General features: G+C 53.3%; 23 protein-coding genes. 15 read left to right on the forward strand and 8 right to left on the reverse strand.

The genetic code is table 11. The features are described from left to right. Window positions 1-252: 252 nt before the first annotated feature. Window positions 253-456, forward strand: a complete 204-nt coding sequence (locus ACZ44I_RS03840) for a hypothetical protein (protein ID WP_464576580.1) — start codon at window positions 253-255, stop codon at window positions 454-456. On the opposite strand, the gene ACZ44I_RS03845 is transcribed toward ACZ44I_RS03840, so the two are convergent. Genes ACZ44I_RS03845 through ACZ44I_RS03855 form a run of 3 tightly spaced genes read right to left on the reverse strand, consistent with a single transcriptional unit; the run spans window position 437 to window position 2,669 of the window. Next, window positions 437-1,189: an ABC transporter permease gene (locus ACZ44I_RS03845; protein ID WP_464548607.1), complete on the reverse strand. Its 753-nt coding sequence runs from the start codon at window positions 1,187-1,189 to the stop codon at window positions 437-439. The genes ACZ44I_RS03840 and ACZ44I_RS03845 overlap by 20 nt on opposite strands. Before the next feature lie 2 nt (window positions 1,190-1,191). Further along, a complete protein-coding gene (locus ACZ44I_RS03850) occupies window positions 1,192-2,172 on the reverse strand; it encodes an ATP-binding cassette domain-containing protein (RefSeq protein WP_464548605.1) in 981 nt (326 codons plus the stop codon). After that, window positions 2,169-2,669: a PadR family transcriptional regulator gene (locus tag ACZ44I_RS03855; RefSeq protein ID WP_464548603.1), complete on the reverse strand. Its 501-nt coding sequence runs from the start codon at window positions 2,667-2,669 to the stop codon at window positions 2,169-2,171. Before ACZ44I_RS03855 ends, ACZ44I_RS03850 begins: the two co-directional genes overlap by 4 nt. A 141-nt stretch (window positions 2,670-2,810) precedes the next feature. On the opposite strand from ACZ44I_RS03855, the gene ACZ44I_RS03860 reads away from it, so the two are divergent. The 10 genes from ACZ44I_RS03860 to ACZ44I_RS03905 all read left to right on the forward strand — a co-directional run bounded on the left by ACZ44I_RS03860 (window position 2,811) and on the right by ACZ44I_RS03905 (window position 12,444). After that, a complete protein-coding gene (locus ACZ44I_RS03860; protein WP_464548601.1) occupies window positions 2,811-3,077 on the forward strand; it encodes a hypothetical protein in 267 nt (88 codons plus the stop codon). A 102-nt stretch (window positions 3,078-3,179) separates the two neighbouring features. Continuing rightward, window positions 3,180-4,325, forward strand: a complete 1,146-nt coding sequence (locus ACZ44I_RS03865) for an NAD(P)/FAD-dependent oxidoreductase (protein WP_464548599.1) — start codon at window positions 3,180-3,182, stop codon at window positions 4,323-4,325. A gap of 64 nt (window positions 4,326-4,389) precedes the next feature. Then, on the forward strand, window positions 4,390-5,031 hold the full coding sequence (gene cbiM, locus ACZ44I_RS03870) for a cobalt transporter CbiM (protein WP_464548597.1): 642 nt from the start codon (window positions 4,390-4,392) through the stop codon (window positions 5,029-5,031). Then, window positions 5,028-5,360, forward strand: coding sequence for a PDGLE domain-containing protein (locus tag ACZ44I_RS03875; protein WP_464548595.1), 333 nt, complete (start codon window positions 5,028-5,030; stop codon window positions 5,358-5,360). The genes cbiM and ACZ44I_RS03875 overlap by 4 nt, the downstream gene beginning before the upstream one ends. A 39-nt stretch (window positions 5,361-5,399) precedes the next feature. After that, window positions 5,400-6,233, forward strand: a complete 834-nt coding sequence (locus tag ACZ44I_RS03880) for an ATP-binding cassette domain-containing protein (protein WP_464548593.1) — start codon at window positions 5,400-5,402, stop codon at window positions 6,231-6,233. Further along, window positions 6,230-7,042: a cobalt ECF transporter T component CbiQ gene (cbiQ, locus tag ACZ44I_RS03885; protein ID WP_464548591.1), complete on the forward strand. Its 813-nt coding sequence runs from the start codon at window positions 6,230-6,232 to the stop codon at window positions 7,040-7,042. Before ACZ44I_RS03880 ends, cbiQ begins: the two co-directional genes overlap by 4 nt. A 39-nt stretch (window positions 7,043-7,081) precedes the next feature. After that, a complete protein-coding gene (locus ACZ44I_RS03890; protein ID WP_464548589.1) occupies window positions 7,082-7,390 on the forward strand; it encodes a hypothetical protein in 309 nt (102 codons plus the stop codon). Between the two features lie 166 nt (window positions 7,391-7,556). After that, window positions 7,557-9,530 (forward strand): DNA topoisomerase (ATP-hydrolyzing) subunit B, encoded by a 1,974-nt coding sequence (gyrB, locus tag ACZ44I_RS03895; protein ID WP_464548587.1) that lies wholly within the window; start codon window positions 7,557-7,559, stop codon window positions 9,528-9,530. Next, a complete protein-coding gene (gene gyrA / locus ACZ44I_RS03900) occupies window positions 9,520-12,003 on the forward strand; it encodes a DNA gyrase subunit A (RefSeq protein ID WP_464576582.1) in 2,484 nt (827 codons plus the stop codon). The genes gyrB and gyrA overlap by 11 nt, the downstream gene beginning before the upstream one ends. 27 nt (window positions 12,004-12,030) lie before the next feature. Continuing rightward, a complete protein-coding gene (locus tag ACZ44I_RS03905; RefSeq protein WP_464548583.1) occupies window positions 12,031-12,444 on the forward strand; it encodes a secondary thiamine-phosphate synthase enzyme YjbQ in 414 nt (137 codons plus the stop codon). A gap of 3 nt (window positions 12,445-12,447) precedes the next feature. On the opposite strand, the gene ACZ44I_RS03910 is transcribed toward ACZ44I_RS03905, so the two are convergent. After that, entirely contained in the window at window positions 12,448-12,663 is a 216-nt protein-coding gene (locus tag ACZ44I_RS03910; protein WP_464576584.1) for a UPF0147 family protein, read from the reverse strand. Window positions 12,664-12,820: 157 nt separating this feature from the next. Between ACZ44I_RS03910 and ACZ44I_RS03915 the strand changes: the two genes are divergently transcribed. Next, a complete protein-coding gene (locus ACZ44I_RS03915; protein ID WP_464551655.1) occupies window positions 12,821-13,261 on the forward strand; it encodes an Sjogren's syndrome/scleroderma autoantigen 1 family protein in 441 nt (146 codons plus the stop codon). Here the strand turns inward: ACZ44I_RS03915 and ACZ44I_RS03920 are convergent. Both ACZ44I_RS03920 and glyS read right to left on the reverse strand, forming a co-directional pair. Beyond that, window positions 13,194-14,846 carry a DEAD/DEAH box helicase gene (locus ACZ44I_RS03920; protein WP_464548579.1) on the reverse strand — a complete coding sequence of 551 codons (1,653 nt, stop codon included), beginning with the start codon at window positions 14,844-14,846 and terminating at the stop codon, window positions 13,194-13,196. The genes ACZ44I_RS03915 and ACZ44I_RS03920 overlap by 68 nt on opposite strands. After that, the gene (gene glyS, locus ACZ44I_RS03925) at window positions 14,847-16,562 is read right to left on the reverse strand and encodes a glycine--tRNA ligase (protein WP_464548577.1); all 1,716 of its coding nucleotides are present in this window, start codon (window positions 16,560-16,562) and stop codon (window positions 14,847-14,849) included. It lies immediately after the preceding gene. Window positions 16,563-16,708: 146 nt separating this feature from the next. Here glyS and ACZ44I_RS03930 point away from each other — a divergent pair, with 146 nt between their 5' ends. The 3 genes from ACZ44I_RS03930 to ACZ44I_RS03940 are packed head-to-tail and all read left to right on the forward strand — an operon-like array spanning window position 16,709 to window position 18,496. After that, window positions 16,709-17,317 carry a response regulator receiver protein gene (locus ACZ44I_RS03930; protein ID WP_464548575.1) on the forward strand — a complete coding sequence of 203 codons (609 nt, stop codon included), beginning with the start codon at window positions 16,709-16,711 and terminating at the stop codon, window positions 17,315-17,317. 32 nt (window positions 17,318-17,349) lie between these two features. Next, complete coding sequence (locus ACZ44I_RS03935; protein ID WP_464548573.1) at window positions 17,350-18,024, forward strand: metal-dependent hydrolase; 675 nt, start codon at window positions 17,350-17,352, stop codon at window positions 18,022-18,024. A gap of 19 nt (window positions 18,025-18,043) precedes the next feature. Then, window positions 18,044-18,496, forward strand: a complete 453-nt coding sequence (locus ACZ44I_RS03940) for a hypothetical protein (protein WP_464548571.1) — start codon at window positions 18,044-18,046, stop codon at window positions 18,494-18,496. On the opposite strand, the gene ACZ44I_RS03945 is transcribed toward ACZ44I_RS03940, so the two are convergent. Both ACZ44I_RS03945 and ACZ44I_RS03950 read right to left on the reverse strand, forming a co-directional pair. After that, on the reverse strand, window positions 18,493-18,759 hold the full coding sequence (locus tag ACZ44I_RS03945; protein ID WP_464548569.1) for an NAC family transcription factor: 267 nt from the start codon (window positions 18,757-18,759) through the stop codon (window positions 18,493-18,495). The genes ACZ44I_RS03940 and ACZ44I_RS03945 overlap by 4 nt on opposite strands. Before the next feature lie 5 nt (window positions 18,760-18,764). Continuing rightward, on the reverse strand, window positions 18,765-19,088 hold the full coding sequence (locus ACZ44I_RS03950) for a cupin domain-containing protein (protein ID WP_464548567.1): 324 nt from the start codon (window positions 19,086-19,088) through the stop codon (window positions 18,765-18,767). Window positions 19,089-19,296 lie beyond the last annotated feature (208 nt).

The following is a 19,296-nucleotide window of genomic DNA, read 5'->3' on the forward strand; positions in this document are numbered from 1 at the left end:
CACATTGAATACGGATATCCATCTTCTCGTGGTTCCTTGTGCAGGAGATACGAAACGATTATTGGCCGTCCTTCCTCTTTTTGTACTACCGCAAGGAAAAAGGGCGTCGTGATAGAACGAGAGTGTACGGGGAACTGTGCAATGGCACTATCGGTTGATTGGGCGCACATTTGCCTCTTCATCTCTACCCCCCTCATCTCCCCATGCATATTGATCAGATGTGTTGCACTCCCTGATGGGGGCATTCTTCTGATGGGAGGAAGGGCTGATGATGTGAGGTTTAATGATCTCTGGCATTCATCAGATTCCGGTGCCACCTGGACCGAGATCACTCCTGAGGCGGGGTGGCATGCACGTGATCGGCATGCCAGTGTGATCCTTCCTGATGGGAGCGTTCTTGTAACGGGTGGCTGGTCATATGAGGGGGATGACGAATTTATACCGACGCCTTCCTGAAGAGAAATGCCCCGATAACAATCATCACCACCGTGCTCAGGCCAAGTGCCGCCAGGCATACAAGCGGATGGATTGCCGAGGTGCCGAGGAGCCCATACCGGATCCCCTCGACGCCATGGGTGAGCGGGTTTAGGAGTGTCAGGGGTATCACCCATCCGGGCAGGCTTTCAATCGGGAAGAGTGCGCCTGAGAGGCCGAAGATCGGGAAGATCACAAAATTCATGATCAGCTGGAACCCGTGCATATCCTCCATCCTTGATGCAATGGCGATGCCGAGTGCTGCAAAGCAGATGCCGATCAGCGTCATAAAGAGGAAGGCGATGAGAAAACCCGGAAGGGAGGGAATGCTGATCCCGATAAAGAGCGATAAAACAAGGATGAACGCCCCCTGGATGACGGCTGTCGTAGCACCCCCGACGGTCTGGCCGAGCATAATCTCAAGCCGTGAGACCGGTGCAACCAGCGTCTCTTTCAGGAACCCAAACTGCTTGTCCCAGATGATCGTGATCCCCGAGAAGATCGAGGTGAAGAGTACTGCCATTGAGATGATCCCCGGAACCAGGAACTGGATGTAATTCTCTCCTGTTGTTCCCGGTACCTGCACCACCTCATTCAGCCCAAATCCAAGTGCCAGCAGGAAGAAGACCGGCATCCCGAGGCTTCCGATGATCCGGCTCTTTGAACGGATATAACGCTTCACACTCCGCAGCCAGAGTGTATAGATGATATCCATCGCTAGTTCCTCCTCGACATCTTCATCCGCATCCGATCTGCTGCACCTGCCTCTTCATGCCGCATCTCCCTGCCTGTGTAGTGGAGGAAGACATCCTCGAGGGTGGGTTTCCTGATCGAGATGGATGCAATCGTATAGCCGTCCCCACCGATCAACCCGATGAGTTCGAGGAGGTGATCTTCTGCTGAGTGGAGCCGGATGATCGCCTGCCCGTCATACTGTTCTGCACCGACAATCCATGGAGCCTTGATCTCGCCTGCAATCCTGCCGGCATCTGGGGATGTGATGTAGACGACATCCTCGCCAACTCTTGCTTTCAGGTTTGCAGGTGTATCCATCGCAACGATTCTGCCATGGTCGATGATCCCCACCCGGTCGCAGAGCCGGTCTGCCTCATCCATGTAGTGGGTGGTGAGGATGATGGTGATCCCTTTTGTCTGGTTTAAGTTCTGGATATACTCCCAGAGATGGTTTCTGGTCTGGGGATCAAGACCGAGTGTCGGCTCATCAAGAAAGAGAACCGAAGGCTCGTGCAGAAGGCCCCGTGCAATCTCAAGCCGCCGCCGCATGCCGCCTGAATACGTCTTTATAAGGCTGTCTTTCCTGTCTTCCAGTTCGACGAGCCGAAGCATCTCATCAATCCTTTTTTCCCTGATCGCCTTTGGGATGCGGTAGAGCCTGCCATGGAAATCCATATTCTCCCATGCCGTCAGCTCCTCATCCAGACTCTGATCCTGGAAGACGATCCCTATTGCCTTCCGGACGCCATCCTGATCCTTTTCGATATCGATCCCATTGAGAAATGCCCTGCCCGATGTCGGTTCAAGGAGTGTGGAGAGCATGGAGATGGAGGTTGTCTTCCCGGCACCATTTGGGCCGAGGAGGCCGAAGATCTCCCCTTGCGGTATCTCAAAGGAGATGGCATCAACTGCGGTAAAGTCTCCGAACCGTTTGGTGAGTGAATCCACGAGAATCGCAGTCATTTGGATCTCCCCTTCCCGCTGAGCTCCCCAAGTCTCTTTTTGCATGATCTGAGGATCTCCAGTGCTTCATCATGCTTCTCTGCTGGCAGGGTATGGATACACTCCCGTATCTCCCACATCATCTCCCTGAGAGACGCACGTTCCTCTCCAAAGATCCTGGTATGCAGGGTTTTGAGGAGGAGTAACTGTTCCCTGGATTGATCTCTGCATGCTTTGGTTGCTGCCAGAACCTCCTCTCCGGCATCGGTAAGGGTATAAATGGTCTTTGCACGTAATCCTGTATCTTCTTCTATAATGAGCCCTTCATCGGCGAGGCTGTGGAGTAATGGATAGAGCGTTCCCTTGCTTGGAACCCACAATCCGCCAGTCACTTCTTCTATCTCTTTCAGGAGATCATAACCGGTTTTTGGTTTACAGTGAAGAGAATGGAGGACATACAAGGAGATCAATGACCTTGTATGGCCTTCATCAGTGGTGTATTGCAGTATGCCTCTCATTGTATAATTCGACCTTTTGATGATAATAGTTCTATTTCGAACCGTATTGCAATGAACAGTTCGTAATCATACTATATCAGCATATTGAATGAGGCGGCAGTGCCTGATTCCATATGTCTGATGGATGGCCTGGTTCTGCTCATGATACCAGAGCCTATTTACCTTCCCCGGACAATTTTTCATCCAGAGGATTCTGGTATGCCCGATGAGTGGAAGGTAACAGTCACCGTGACCCTGAAGGTGGGTGGCGCATCAACGAGGAGAGAGGCGGAAGCTGCTGCGCTCGAACGACTGCTCGGCCTTATAAGGAGCGGTGGCGAGATCCCCTGGGAGACGGATGTCGTCCCGCTCAGGGCGCCGGGGGAACCGCGAAGCGATGAGCCGCTCTTTGGGGTGAAATGGGAATAGCCTGCCTGAATCTATCTCCCGAAACTGCTCTTCATCCACCTCCTGCATACAGACAGACACTCCTCTCTTATCTCTTCCAGAGATACATAAATCTGGTAACAAATGTATGATATCGTCGTCGTCGGGGGAGGGCCTGTCGGGGCAACTGCCGCGCGTCTGTCTGCCGAATCAGGCCTCTCGACACTCCTCATTGAAGAGCATGCCGCAGCCGGGCATCCGGTCCAGTGTGCCGGCCTCCTCAGCTCGTCTGCCTTTGCGGAATGCGAAGTGACAGATCGTTCTGTTCTGAATGCCGTACAGGGCGCCCGGATCGTCTCGGGAAAGGGGAGTGAACTCCTCTTTGATGCAGGGAAGACGAAGGCGTATGTTGTTGACCGTGCCGCACTTGACCGCGAGATGGTGCAGGCGGCAGCCGCAGCCGGTGCCGATATCCGGATGAAATGCTATGCGGATTGGAAAAAACCCGGTCTTATCATGACACGGGGTGTGGATGGACGTGAAGAGGTCCCGCACAGGATCTGCATTGCAGCAGACGGCCCCAGAAGCGGGATTGCCCGATCGGCCGGCCTGCCCCGGCCAAAACATCTCCTCACCGGCATCCAGGCAGATATCCTTCTTGACTGCGATCCCCGGTTCGTCGAACTCCACCCGGACGCCTCTCCTGACTTCTTCGGCTGGGTGATCCCGATATCTGGGACGAGAGCGCGGGTCGGCCTCTGCGGGATGAAGGATATCCCTGCACGGTTCTCGGCTTTCATCAGGAACCACTCTGACACATCCGTTCATTGCGTCACGGGCGCAATCCCCCTTGGCCCTCCTGAAAAGACCTATTCCGACCGCCTCATGGTCTGCGGGGATGCAGCCGGCCTTCCAAAGCCCACCTCGGGCGGTGGCGTCTATACCGGGATCCGATCGGCCCGGCATGCGGTAGCAACTGCCGTGCGGGCCTTTGAGGTGGAGAATACCGCTGCCGAGGCACTCTATACCTATCAAAGGCTCTGGAAGGCAGATATCGGGCGGGAGCTTGCCCTCGGACTGAAGCTCTTTGAGATGCGGGGGCGGTTGAGTTCAGATGATGTCGATGTAGCAATCAAAGCCCTCTCAGACCCTGAGATCGTAAAGATCATCGTGGAGGATGGGGATATGGATCGGCCGGGAAAGCTGATTCGCCGGCTCCTCTTCAAGCCCGAACTCCTCTCCCTCTTCGGACGGCTTGGATTGATGCAGCTGTTCAGGAGTGTTACGTGATTTCATATGTAGTTCAATTCGTAATACTTAAACCATATTAGGTGTTACAGTCATCTGGTGAACTATGCACATACCTGATGCATTCATGCCAATCTGGCAGGGCGGGATCTACTGGGTCATCGCCCTTATCTTTATTATTCTGGCCCTGAAGTGGGCAAGGAACGAGCTGACAGAAGATAAAATCCCGATGGTAGCGGTCCTCTCCGCCGGAATCTTCGCGATCCAGGCCTTCAACCTCCCGGTGGGTTTTGGGACGAGCGGACATCTGGTCGGAGGCGCACTGGTTGCCATCCTGCTCGGTTCCCCCTATGCCGCCGTCTTCGTCCTCACACTTGTCCTGATCATACAGGGCATCATCTTCGGTGATGGCGGGCTCACCACGATGGGTGCGAATATCCTCACTATGGGAGTGATCGGCGGTTTCATCGGATACTACTCTTACCAGGGGCTACACCGGGCAACGAAGACCGTCTATATATCCGCTGCCATTGCCGCCTGGCTTGCCTGTTTCATCGCAGCACTTGCCTGTGCCGTGATGATGTGGCTTGCCGGTACCTTCCCGCTTGTGCCGGGGCTTGCAGCAATGGGGCTCTACCATGCGATCATCGGTATTGTCGAAGGGGCAATCACAGCAGGTGCAATCTATCTGCTCCTTCAGGCACGCCCTGAATTCTCTGAGACGGTGACGGGGGTGAGCGGTGCATGAAGAATCAGCAGTTTATCATCATCGGCCTGGTTTTTGCAATCCTGATCGGAATCGTCGCCGTCTTTGTCGCGTCCGGCGATCCTGACGGTCTTGAGAGCAGCGCGCTTGTTGTGCAGGGTCAGAAGGTTCTCTTTGGCGATACACCTGAAGATGCAGAAATCCATGAAGAAGAGGAGGGGCGTTTCTCCTATGAGTCTCCATTCCCGGATTATACGATGGGAGAAGAGGGTGGTGCTGCCGGTGAGGCACTTGTGATAGTTCTTGGGACGATCATCGCCCTCATCCTCGCCCTTGCTATTGGAAAACTTGCAATGGCGAAGAAATCATAAACTTTATCTACTTATTTTTACTATTTTATCGTATTCCCCATGCATTTAATCGAAACGCGAAACCTCTGTTATCTGTATAGAAACAATGTCCGGGCACTTGACGGGATTGACTTTGTGGCACCCCGGAAAACGAGCATCGCTCTCCTCGGACCAAATGGGGCGGGAAAAAGCACCCTCTTCAAGCACTTCAACGGCATTTTAAAACCGACATCAGGCGAAGTGCTGATACGTGGCGAACCGATTACAAAGAAGAATATTGCGGATATCAGGAAGTTTGTCGGGATCGTCTTCCAGAACCCTGATGACCAGATCTTCTCCCCCACCGTCGAACAGGATATTGCATTTGGGCCGGTGAACCTCGGGCTCGATCCCGAGACGGTCGCGCACCGGGTGGACGGCGCTGTAGCAATGCTGGGGCTTGAGGATCTCCGCACCCGCGTTCCCCACCACCTCTCAGGTGGCGAGAAGAAGCGGGTCGCCATCGCAGGCGTAGTGGCGATGGAGCCACAGGTGCTGGTGCTCGATGAGCCGACAGCCGGTCTTGATCCCGGCGGAGTCGAAGATCTGCTTGCCTTTTTAAAGACCCTCCCTGACAAGTACGGGATGACTATCATCTTCTCGACTCACCAGGTCGATCTTGTGCCTGAGATCGCCGATCTCGTCTATGTGATGGATCGGGGCAGGATCACAGGCTCTGGAACAGTTGACGAGATCTTCTCCCATGAGGAACTTTTGAACTCAACACGTCTCCATGTTCCGCCACTGCCACGACTCATCCGGAGCCTCAGAAGAGACGGTGTCCAGATCGATATGGCATACCGGTACACCGATGCGGAAGCAGCATTCTTCAGGGCATTTGGCAGGCAACCATGATTGAGGAGCTCTATGCAATTGAGCAGGAGTCATACCGGGACAGCATTGTTCACCGGCTTGATGCACGGGTAAAGCTGATCATCACGATTGCAGCGATCATTGCCGTTGTATCATATCCATTTGAAGAGAATCTTTATCTTGTATCCTGTGGATTCCTCTTCCTCCTGCTCATCCTCTTTGCACTCTCACAGACATCTCTTAGGACCTACCTCATCCGTCTTGCCATGATTCTCCCGTTTGGATTCTTCATCATCGTTGCACAGATATTCTTTAAAAATCCCCGCTATACAGAATTCACCGTCCTCCTTGATCTCCCGTTTGGGATTGCCGTATATGAGGAATCACTCATGTTTGCCCTGATGCTCACTGCAAAATTCATCGTCTGCGTCTCCTTCATCATCCTCCTTTCAGGAACAACACCGATGCACGATCTCCTTGAGGGGGCGGCACGTCTTGGGCTGCCAGCAGAGTTTACCCTGGTCCTTGGAATGACGATCCGATATCTCTTCGTCTTTGCGGTAATGTATGGGTGTATCCAGGACGCCCTTGCCACCCGCTGCTTCAATGCCTATGATCGGGCGCTCTCCTACCGGTACCGGCTCTCGACGATAGCCTATACCATCGGCACCCTCTTCCTCCGCTCCTTCGAGCAGGGGGAGCGGACCTATATGAGCATGCTCTGCCGGGGATATGGTCGCTCCTCTCATATCTATATCACAAAGAAACCTCTCCCTGCTCCTGACAGGATTGCACTTGGGATAATCATGCCATTCATCATCATCTTCCCCCTCTCTGTCTACCTCCTATGACCGCATCATTCATCAGATCTCGCGGCAAGATGATCTTCTATGGAAAGTAAATTTGGCAGAGGATTTGTTGTGAACCTCGTCCTTCTGAGCAGGCATTTCGCCCTCCCCCCCGAACAGGCATTCTATGGAGCATCCGATCATGTCACGGAGATGACCGTGCCCCCGTCCCTGAAAGGGACAGAAGTCTCTGAACTGACCGAGCGGCTGAAGAAACTTATTCTCTGGCATAAGATCGGGACCGATGACAAATCGGATGCTGAGACGGCAAAAAAGATCATCGGGAAAATTATCCTTGCGGTTGACCGGGAACTGGGAATTGAGGATCCCGATCTGGGTTCATTCGACTGATTTTACTGCGACCTCCGGCAATAATCTGTCTGATAGGGAGAGCTATATCATCTTTAACAACCAATATATACTGGTAAAGCGGCTGGTATCCATCCAGTCTGCAAAAATATGGCAAGGAATTGTATCCGGGCATTTCCCTTTCATTTTGCCATAATCGGAGTCATATATGAGTACTACATATAACGCAGAACAGATCACCGTCCTTGAAGGTCTCAGTCCGGTCCGCGAGCGGCCGGCGATGTATATCGGGAGCACAGACGGCCGGGGTTTGCACCATCTCATCTATGAGGTGGTGGACAACTCAATCGATGAGGCTCTGGCAGGATATTGCAGCCATATCGATATCTCAATCAACGCAGACGGCTCCTGTACCATCGAGGATGACGGGCGTGGAATCCCGATCGATATCATGCCCAAGTATGGGAAGAGCGCCCTTGAAGTGGTCATGACGATCCTGCATGCCGGTGGGAAGTTCGATAAGAACTCCTACCAGGTATCGGGAGGACTTCATGGTGTGGGTGTTTCGGTTGTAAACGCCCTCTCCGAGTGGATGGTTGTGGAGGTCTTCCGTGGCAAAGTCATCTACTCGATGCGGTTTGAACGGGGTGTTGTAGTATCGCCCCTATCATCTGTGCCGGAATCGCCTGATGAGCTGAGGCAGCGGCTGAGAAAGCGGTTTGGATCCGGATATGAACCAAAGGATACTGATGATCTCTCCTCCTATACCGGAACACGGATCACCTTCAAGCCTGATTCAACCATCTTCGAAACCACACACTTCGACTTTGATATCATCAGCTCACGCCTCCGTGAACTCGCGTTCCTAAACAGCAGCGTGAGAATACGGGTTCTTGATAAACGGAGCGGGGATGGAGAGACTTTCTACTATGAAGGCGGGATCAGCGAATTTGTCAAATACTTAAATGAAGGCAAAGAGACGCTCTTTCCCGACGTTATCTCGATTTCAAGAAAGGATGAAGAGAATAAGATGGAGGTGGATGTTGCCATCCAGTACAACAGCGGGTACGGTGAAACTCTCTTCACCTTCGTCAACAGCGTCAATACCCGGGAAGGCGGCACCCATCTCGAAGGATTCCGCTCAGCCCTGACACGGGCGATCAACACGTCTGCAAAGAAGAACAACCTCCTGAAAGGCGACTTCTCCTTTAAAGGTGATGATGTCCGTGAGGGGCTCTGCGCCGTCATCAGCGTCAAGATCGCAAACCCCCAGTTCGAAGGGCAGACCAAGATGCGGCTTGGCAACTCCAATGTCCGTGGCATTGTTGACTCCCTCGTCTACAGCTGCCTCTCCGAATTCTTCGAAGAGAACCCGAAGATCATCGGGATTATTGCCGAGAAGGCAACCTCAGCGGCACGTGCCCGGGAAGCGGCACGCAATGCACGGGAACTTGCCCGGAGAAAGAGCACTCTTGAGTCATCCACCCTTCCCGGCAAGCTTGCCGACTGCTCAGAACGCGATCCCTCAAAGAGCGAACTGTATATCGTCGAGGGAGATTCGGCAGGTGGATCGGCAAAGCAGGGGAGAAACCGCAGATTCCAGGCGATCCTTCCCCTAAGAGGAAAGATCCTCAATGTCGAGAAGGCAACCGAACATAAAATCTTAAAGAATCTCGAGATCAACACGCTAATATCTGCGATAGGAACCGGTATCGGGACACATTTCAATCCCGATCGTGCCCGGTACCACTCAATCATCATCATGACCGATGCAGATGTCGATGGTGCTCATATCAGCACACTCCTCCTCACCTTCTTCTACCGGTACATGAAGGAGCTGATCGATCTCGGCTATATCTACCTCGCCCAACCTCCTCTCTACCGGATTGCACGGGGAAAGAAGGAAGTCTATGTCTTCCGTGAAGAAGAGATGCATAAGGCGGTCAGTGAGATGGGTGAGACCGGTGTCCATGTCCAGCGGTACAAGGGTCTTGGTGAGATGAATGCATCCCAGCTCTGGGAGACGACGATGGATCCCGAACGCAGGGTGTTAAAACAGGTCAGGATCGAGGATGCGATTCATGCAAATGATATCTTCGAGAAACTTATGGGCGAGAACGTCTCAGCCAGGAAAGATTTCATCAAACGCCATGCAGGGGAGGTGAAGAACCTTGACATCTGAAGAACCGGCAATGCCAGCGGCACGGGTCATCTCGGTTCCAATCGAAGAGGAGATGAAGAAGAGCTACATCGATTACGCGATGAGCGTCATCATCGGCCGTGCGATCCCCGATGTCCGCGACGGGCTGAAACCGGTTCACAGGCGTACCCTCTATGCGATGTGGGGATCAGGGAACACCTCTGATAAACCCTTCAGAAAGTCCGTAAAGGCGGTTGCCGCAACGATGGAGAACTACCATCCTCACGGTGATTCTGCCATCTACGATACGCTTGTCAAGATGGCCCAGCCCTTCAGCTACCGATACATGCTTGTTGAAGGGCAGGGAAACTTCGGCTCGATTGATGGCGATTCTGCTGCGGCGATGAGGTACACCGAAGCCCGGCTTACAAAAGCGGCTGAAGCGCTCCTGATCGATATCGAGAAGGAGACGGTCGATTTTATCCCGAACTTCGATGGTTCGACACAGGAGCCGACAGTTCTTCCTGCCCGCATCCCAAACCTTCTTGTCAACGGAACAAGCGGGATTGCTGTTGGAATGGCAACAAACATGCCGCCCCACAACCTGGGCGAGGTCTGCACTCTTCTTGAGCAGTTCATTGAGAATCCGGAGATCTCTCCTCAGGAGATCCTCTCCATCATGCCGGGTCCGGATTTCCCGACCGGTGGTATGATTATGGGATCTGCCGGCATCCTGAACGCCTATACCACCGGATACGGACGGATCATCGTCCGTGGCGTCTCAGAGATCGAGACCGGCAAGCGGGGTCTGGAACGGATCATCATCACCGAGATCCCCTACCAGGTGAATAAGGCACGGATGATCGAGAATATCGCCGAGCTCGTACGTGAGAAGAAGATCGAAGGGATCAGCGATCTCCGTGACGAATCTGATAAGGATGGTATTCGGATCGTCATTGAGCTGAAGAAAGGGATCAATGCCCAGGTGGTGTTGAATCTCCTGTATAAGCATACCCAGCTCCAGACGACTTTTGGCGTGATAAACCTCTCTATCGTCAACGGACAGCCGAAGGTGCTGCCGCTCACAGAGATCCTCAGGTACTTCCTTGCCCACCGGGTGGAGGTTGTCAGGCGGAGATCGGAATTTGAGCTCAGAAAGGCTCGTGACAGATTCCATATCCTCGTTGGCCTCTTAATTGCCCTCGACAGAATTGATGAGGTGATCGCAACCATCAGGGCATCCGCATCGGTGGAAGAGGCGGGTGTCGCCTTGATCTCCCGGTTCGGACTGGACGAGATCCAGGCAGATGCGATCCTGAAGATGCAGCTCCGGAGGCTTGCAGCACTTGAACGCCAGAAGATTGAGGATGAGAAGAATACCCTTGAAGCAGAGATTGCACGGCTCATGGAACTTCTTTCAAGTGAGGCAGCAATCCTCTCGGTTGTAAAGGAAGAGACACGGGAGATCCGTGAGAAGTTCAGCGATCCACGAAGGACCAGGATTGCACATTCGGCCGAGTTCCTTGATAAAGAGGCACTCATCGAAGAGAAGAAGGTCTTTGTCGCCCTCACCGAACACAACTACATCAAGCGGATGCCGCTTGATACCTACCGGCAGCAGCGGAGAGGAGGGCGTGGGATCATCGGTATGTCCACCAAGGAGGAGGACTGCATCAGCTCGGTCTTTGTTGCATCCACCCATGATTACCTCCTCTGCATCTCTGATCTGGGACGGGCATACTGGCTGAAGGTCTATGATATACCGGAAGGGACACGCACCTCCCGTGGCAAGGCAATTGTGAATCTTCTGAATATCAATAACGAGACGATACAGGCAGTTATTCCGGTTACCGAGTTCAGGGACGATCGGTTCCTCTTCTTTGCAACAAGGAATGGAACGGTTGTGAAGATCGCACTCGATCAGTTCTCCCACCCAAGGCAGACCGGCATCAATGCGATCAAACTCAGGGAAGGCGATCGTCTCGTCGATGTGAAATGGACTGACGGGGATCGCGAACTGATCCTCACAACCCGTCATGGGCAGAGCCTGAGATTCCATGAGGAGGCGGTCAGGCCGGTCGGCCGGGGTGCGATGGGTGTCCGTGGCATCTCGCTCCGTAATGGCGATCATCTCCAGGCGGTAACGGTCATCCATAACGATCATCTGCTGACCATAACCGAGAACGGCTATGGCAAACGGACCGATTTCGATGAGTTCCGCGGCCATGGCAGGGGAACGCTCGGTGTCCGGAACATCGTCACCGATATCAGGTCAGGGATGGTTGTCGCTTCCCGTTCTGTCTCGGATACCGATGAGATCATCGTCATGACGGCATCGGGGATTGTTATCAGGACCTGTGTGAACGAGGTAGCAATCCAGAAACGAAGCACCCGAGGGGTCCGGATCATCCGGCTCGATGATGGCGACCGGGTCACCGGGTTTGCGATCGTCACCCAGGAGATGCTCACTTCACAGGAAGAGGGCGGCTCTGAAGAAGAAGACCACAACGAATAGATACCGGGGGGGAAATAACCCCTCTCTATGTTTCAGACTACCATTCACCTGAAGACCTCAGGGGAAGGGGATGTCATCGATATCACCCCTTTTGTCTCGGATGCTGTTGTTAAGAGTGGAGCGGATACAGGGATTGTCCACCTCTTTGTGGTGGGATCAACCGCTGCCCTGACAACCATTGAATATGAGCCCGGTGCGATGAGCGATCTTCGGACTGCATTATCACGGATCGCTCCTGCTGATGCAACCTATGCACATGATGACCGGTGGGGGGATGGAAATGGCCGATCCCATGTACGGGCGGCGATAATCGGCCCCTCCCTCTCAATTCCGTTTGCTGAAAAGAGACTCCTCAATGGAACATGGCAGCAGATCGTGCTCTGCGAGCTGGATATCCGCCATGCCAGAGAAAGGAGCGTTCTGCTGACGATTCTTCCCTGAATCTCAGTCAAGTGGAATTGATTCGAGTTGTGAGACGAGTTCCCAGATCCGTGTGCGTGCGTGAACCGGCATATTCGGATCGGTGCTGACCTCGTCAATCTTTGAGATCGCCGTTGCCGCACGGAGACCGGGCTGCATCTTCTCATCAATGAGGATGCTCATGGTCTCGTCAGCCACTCGCCGGATATTCCTTGGAATTGTGTTATCATCCTTCATCATCTGTAAAATCTGTACACAACTTCGTATTGTATTGTTTGTTTCTGCCAATTGGAACCCTCCATCTTGCTCTTTAGTATTCCCCCTGTGGACTTATATAGTTTCATGGATGAAGGAGTATCTTTCATCATCATGTGCCGCCTATACAGATCTGGTGTTTATGGCAGAAATTGATGAGATAATGGCTGAATATCTTCTGAAGGGTGCGAAGATGCTGGCAAAGACCTGTCCGGTCTGCCACGCACCGCTCTTCGAATATAAGGGTGAGCGGTTCTGTGTGGTCTGTGACCAGGCTGGTGTTTCAGCTACTAACCAAACATCCGGGTTGCCGGTGGATACGCTCCCGGAACAGAATGAATCTCTGGAAGTTCCCGTTCAGACTCCTCCTCCCCCCCGGGTGGATGAAGTGCAGGAGATGCAGAGAGGACCCCTCTCCTCCCTGGAAGATTCTATATCAGATGCGATGGTACTGCTCTGTGGCAGGATTGCAAACGAGCCCGACCCTTCCCGCTGCCTCCTCTATATGCAGGCGATCAGGGAAGGGGCTCTTTCGATTGCGACTCTCCGGGGCAATGAGCCCCATCATCCTCGGAGAGAGTGATATAGTTCCCGATACTCGACTGTATCTCCTCTTTTATCTCTTCTTTTTCACTTCTCTCCTGAAGGCGCCTCACTCCGGTTGCCATCGCCTTCTCGCGCCGTGTTGAAACCCACCTGAATGTCTCATCACTTGTTCCCTTTGTGACGAGGACGATGATCCTGCCTGCTGCACTCCTGCCGGTCCGCCCTTTCCGCTGGATGCTCCGGATCTCAGATGGCACCGCCTCATAGAAGACGACGAGATCGGTGGATGGGATGTCAAGCCCCTCTTCTCCGACTGAAGTGGCGACGAGGACATGATACTCCCCTCCCCGGAATCTCTGGATCGCCTCGATCTGTTTCTTCTGTGAGAGCCCTTTCTCTTTCTGTTTTGATGCCTGACCGACGAACCGGCAGGCGGAAATACCCTCTTCTGTCAGGTAGTCGACCAGCATCGAAACCGTGTCCCGGTAGCTTGCAAAGACGATGATTCTGCTGTTAGGATCGTCGATCAGCTGATTCCTGATGATATCTGCGGTGATACCGGCTTTCGGATGGATCTCTCCTGATATGCCGGTGATGATCCGTATCATCTCGGTGAAGCGGTGATCTGCGACCATCCGCTGGCTTGCCCTGCTCCCCTTCTTCGAATGCCCTTCGGTGTTGAGTTTTTCGAGATAGAGGGAGAGGGCACGGGATCCCTGTGACTCTGCAAGGATCACGGCATGCCGGAGTTTCATGATCTCGCCATAGAGTGAGGCAGCCTGGTAGGCGCGTGCATCCCCTGCTGCGATCCGTTCCTGGATCGTCGCATAGAGTTGTGAGAGTGTCTTCATCGAGAGCCCCTCACGTTTTGGGAGCGAGTACTGGAGTGATGCAAGTGTACCGAGGCGGCTATCTATCATCGCTTCAGTAAGCTGTACGATCCGTTTCAGCGGCAGCGGCAACTCAACCGGGATCACTTCCAGTGTCCGCTCGTGGATATAGGGGATCACATCGGGATCGGTCTCATCCCGTGTCTCGACATGGGTGATCCCAAGATGAGTACAGACCTCGTCAACCCTGGCCTGATCGCTCCCGGGAGAGGCAGTCATCCCGAGGATCAGGGGTTTTTTTGCCTGTTCGAGATACTGTTCTGCAAGATGGGTATAGGCATAATTTCCGACGGCACGGTGGCATTCATCCACGATCAGAAGAGAGACATCTGAGAGGGTGTAGCGGCCGCATTCAACATCGTTCTGGATCACCTGCGGGGTGGCGCAGCAGACCCGGCACCCTTCCCAGAGCTGTGTCCTCTTTGGAGGCGGGGTATCGCCGGTGAAGCTGATGCAGTCCAAATCCTGTGGATTTGGCAGGTTCAGTGTGCTCTGAAAAAACCTGAGATGCTGATCGACGAGGGGTTTTGTGGGGGCGAGGATCAGAATCCTGCCCCCCTCATTCAGGAGCCGGGAGGCGGCAACAAGGAGTGCGATCACCGTCTTGCCAAGCCCGGTCGGGAGGACGACGAGTGTGTTCTCCTCAAGCGCCCTCATCGCGACTGCGAGCTGGTACTGGCGTTTTTCTACCGTATCTGGTCTGATGAAGGGGTGCTGGATCGTCTCCATCATCTAATCCCGTGAAAACGGTATCCCGCCCCTGATGAGCTTGCGGATGGTGGATGGGATCTCATCAATTCTGATCCTGATCTGCTGCATGCTGTCACGTTCCCTGAGCGTTACCGCATCATCGTCCTTTGATTCATAGTCGACGGTGATCGCATACGGTGTTCCGATCTCATCCTGCCTCCGGTAACGCCTTCCGATTGCACCGGAATCATCATATTCGGCCAGGATCCCCTCAGCCTTGATCGCGTCTGTGATCTGGTGTGCGATCTCATCGAGACCGTCACGGTTCATCAGAGGGAAGACTGCCACCTGCACCGGGGCAATTGCCGGGGGTAGGCGGAGCACGGTCCGAACCTCGCCATCGACCTCGTCCTGATAGAAGGAGTGTTCGAGGACGGCGTAACAGAGCCGGTCTATTCCATAACTGGGTTCGATGACATGAGGCATGATCTCTTCTCCACGCACCAGCACCTCTTCGTCCCTGATCTCAAAGAGGTCTGCTTCAATGAAGATTTTCTCCCCATCAAATTCGATTGTTGTACCGTCATCCTGCGGAACTGATGCTGCAATCTTCTCCCCGACCTCTTTTGCCCGGTTTTTGAACCGGGGACCGAGTTTGCCCATCTTCGGAACAATGGCATATCTTCTTTCGAGACGGGGTTCCTGGTACTGGATGAAGACGGTCATCTTCTCTCCCGAGACTGCTGCATGAGCCCGGAGATCATAGTCTGTCCGGTCGGCGATTCCAACCGCTTCCACCCAGCCAAACCGGGCTGAATGGTACTCTGCATCCCAGCAGTCTGCTGCATAATGTGCCCGCTCGTCTGGCAGGTGCTGGCGGAACCGGATCTTTGTGGGATCAACGCCGATTTTGATCATGAAGTCATGGGTAACAGCAAGGTAGTATGCGACATATTCGCTTGCGACAAGGCCTTTGTCAACTGCCTCACGCATGGTGAGGGTGATCGCCTCTGTATCTTCCTGTTGCTGCTCGATTCCAAAGAGCGGCATCCTGTACTCTGCATACCGGGAGAAGTTCGGGTGATCTTTTTCGTCCGGGTGGACGAAGATCTCGGCTTCTGCCTGGGTGAATTCACGGAGCCGGATCATGCCCTGCCGGGGCGAGATCTCGTTCCTGTAGGATCTCCCTATCTGGACTGTTCCAAAGGGGAGGGAGTCGCGATAGAACCTGAGCAGGCGTCCGAAGTCGGTGAAGATCCCCTGTGCGGTCTCAGGGCGGAGGTATCCTTTCCGCTGCCCTCCCGGCCCGATTGATGTCCCAAACATCAGGTTGAAATCAAAGACAGAGACATCCCCGAGAGGCTTGTTGCAGGAGGTGCAGGTCTTGCCTTTCAACTCTTCCGCAAGCCGCTCTTTTGAGAGTGCCTGGGCATTCTGGATCTCGTATTCTTCTGCGACATGATCTGCCCGGAAGAACTCATGGCAGTGCGGGCATTCAAACATCTTGTCAGAGAACCCTTTCAGGTGCCCGGAGGCGAGATAGATCGGCTCAATCCCGATTGTTGGGCATTCAATCTCGTAGTATCCCTCACGGATGACATAGAACTCCCGCCAGGTATCTTCGATCCGGCGTTTCATCATCGCGCCGAGGGGCCCATAATCAATAAAACCGGCTACAGACCCATAAATCTCTCCGGATGGCCAGACATAGCCACGGCGTCGGGAGAGATCGATCACTTTTTCATATATATCCACCATTGAGCAACACAACTCTTCCTTACTCTTTGGATGAGGCGGTATTTGATATGATTGCCATCTCGCGCCATTCCTCTTCCGGATAGGTAAATTGTTTATGGTATGAGCCCGATGAGATGTGAAGATCATAAGAGTAGGTCGATATACACATGGCTACCACCAATAAACAAAAAGATCTTCTCAAGCTCTTCGCCGATATCACCAGTAAGACAAAGATCGTCGAGCCGATGAAGAAGATCCACGGGACATTACGCGACCAGGATGCAGTTGAACGTGAAATAGCGCTTATCATGCGCGAAATCCTCGATGCAGGTCATTTCAAGACCAAACTCGAGCCGATACAGCTTGCGCGGCTGATCACCCTTTATCATGATGGAAAAAACGACACCGAGATCGCACGGAGCCTTGGCGATGAGAAACTCTCAAAAACAGTGGCCAGAGCACGGGTTCGGTTGAAGCTCTTCCGGGATCTCGACTTCAAGATGCCGTTTGATCCGGCAGTTCTTGATGATCTGCTTGCACAGAATCTCACCATGAAGGAGATCTCAGAGCATCTTGGGATCAGCCCTTCCACCCTCAGGGAGTATCGCCATGTCCTTGATGAGCAGAGGGATACCACCCTTGATCCCTACCTTGAACGCATCCGGGATGTGATGGAGGATCGTGATCTCACTGAACAGATGACTCTTGCCGTCACGAGGGACAGCCTTGGTGATGCAATTGATATAACCGAAGCTGAGATGATTGATCTCAGCTAACTTTTTTAACTCTCTCACCTGATCTTCTTCCTATGTATCTGTCATATTACGGACATTCCTGTATCCTTATCGAGGGATCGAAACGTGTCTTAATTGATCCCTTCATCCCGTCCGGCGATACTCCTCCGAATTGTGATATCGTCTGCGTAACGCATGGCCATGCCGATCACCTGGGAGAGACGGTTTCACTGAAACATAAGACGGTTGCCCCGAATGAACTGGCGAAGTACCTTGCCGACCTGGGAGTTCCCGCTGAAGCACTGAATATCGGGGGTGGGGTTACAATTGACGGTGTCAGGATTATCATGACGCAGGCCATTCATTCCTCCTGGATTGAGGATGCCGATGGCGGCTACTATGGGGGACCGGCTGCCGGGTATATCATCAAGATGGATGGTGTGACGTTCTATCATGCCGGGGATACCGCACTGTTTTCGGATATGAAGCTGATCCGGGATCTCTACCATCCCGATGTAGCACTGCTCCCGATCGGGGATCGGTTCACGATGGGGCCGGATGAGGCGATGATTGCAGCCCATTATATCGGGGCGCCTCTCGTCATCCCGATCCACTATAATACCTGGGAGAAGATCGCCCAGGATCCAGAGTCATTTAAGCATGCAATTGAGAAGACGACCGATATGCGGGTTGCCATCCCTGCTCCCGGAGAGAGGATGGAGATTTTGGATGCAAACGCCCATAAGTAATTGTGAGAAAGGTTATCTGATGAAACGATATCTGATCTGTATCTTGCTCCTCCTCCTCCTGACGGCAGGCTGTGTCAGTGAGGCGGAGCCGGTAGCATCGGGCAGTCCCCTTGCCGGGGTCTGGGTGCATGATTCCGGTCATCCGGTCTTCCTCTTCCAGTTCGATTCGAACGGAGATGCGAATATCGTCTTTCTGTCAATTGAAGATCCGGACCGGCCCGGCTATGCGGATGTTGTCGCCGGAAGATGGGAAGAGTCTCCCGATTCCCTTGCGATCACCTATTTAGCTCCGCTCTCCGGAAACGTGGTGACCCTCCACCTGGAGAAGTCCGGTACATTCCTTGTACTGACTGGTGCTACGACTGCGGATGGTTCGGTTCTGGATATACAGGAACTCGAAGGAATCAGGTTCATCAGGGGTGAGTCATATTCTGCCTCCCTGATGAGCAATTATCGCGTTGATATTCTTTAGACTGACCGGTGGTACTCTTCAAGGAGCGCCTCCAGGTATGCCTCTCTCTTTTTTGTTGGGATGTAATTGAACTGGGCAACCCTGAGCATGATCTCATCAGCAATCGCCTGCGTACTTGTGAGTTTCAGTTTCTTCACCTCTTCGATGATCCAGTCAAGCTTGTCGATGCCTGTCTCCTTGCCGTCAATGAGGATCTTTTTGATCAGTATCTTGTCCGGGGGGGTTCCCCCGCAGACTGTGCAGTAATCGCCTTCATCTGCCATGTGTGTTACTCCTTGATCATGGTGAGCGACATCTTGAACTTCGTTGTTGCCGAGAGGGCATGCGGGGCGTTTGCCGGGAAGATGATCGAGTCCCCCGTCTTCATCTCAAACGTCTTCCCTTCAAGCCAGATCTCGCATTCGCCATCCAGGATGGTGACAAGGGCATCAAAGGGTGCGGTATGCTCCGAGAGCCCCTCGTCTTCATCAAAAGAGAAGATGGTGATGTTGCCATGCTTCTGCTTGATCACCATCCTGCTTGCAACCGTTCCATCCTGATACTCAACGAGTTCATCCAGCCGGATCACTTTTCCCTTGATATCATCACTCATATTCCAAGCTCCTTTCTCTTTGCCTCGATATGTGCGGCGATCCCATCGACCGCTTTTACCGGGTCCGGCTCAGCCGGGAGGACTCCGCCATTTAATCCTTTGAGGTCTTCTGTTAAGAGCTTTACCAGATTGGGCGCTCCGGTTATGGTTGGGATCGGGTTTCCCCGATAATCCCGAAAATGTATTGGTCGCTAATAATGCTTTGCCA

Source organism: Methanocalculus pumilus (genome assembly GCF_055382585.1).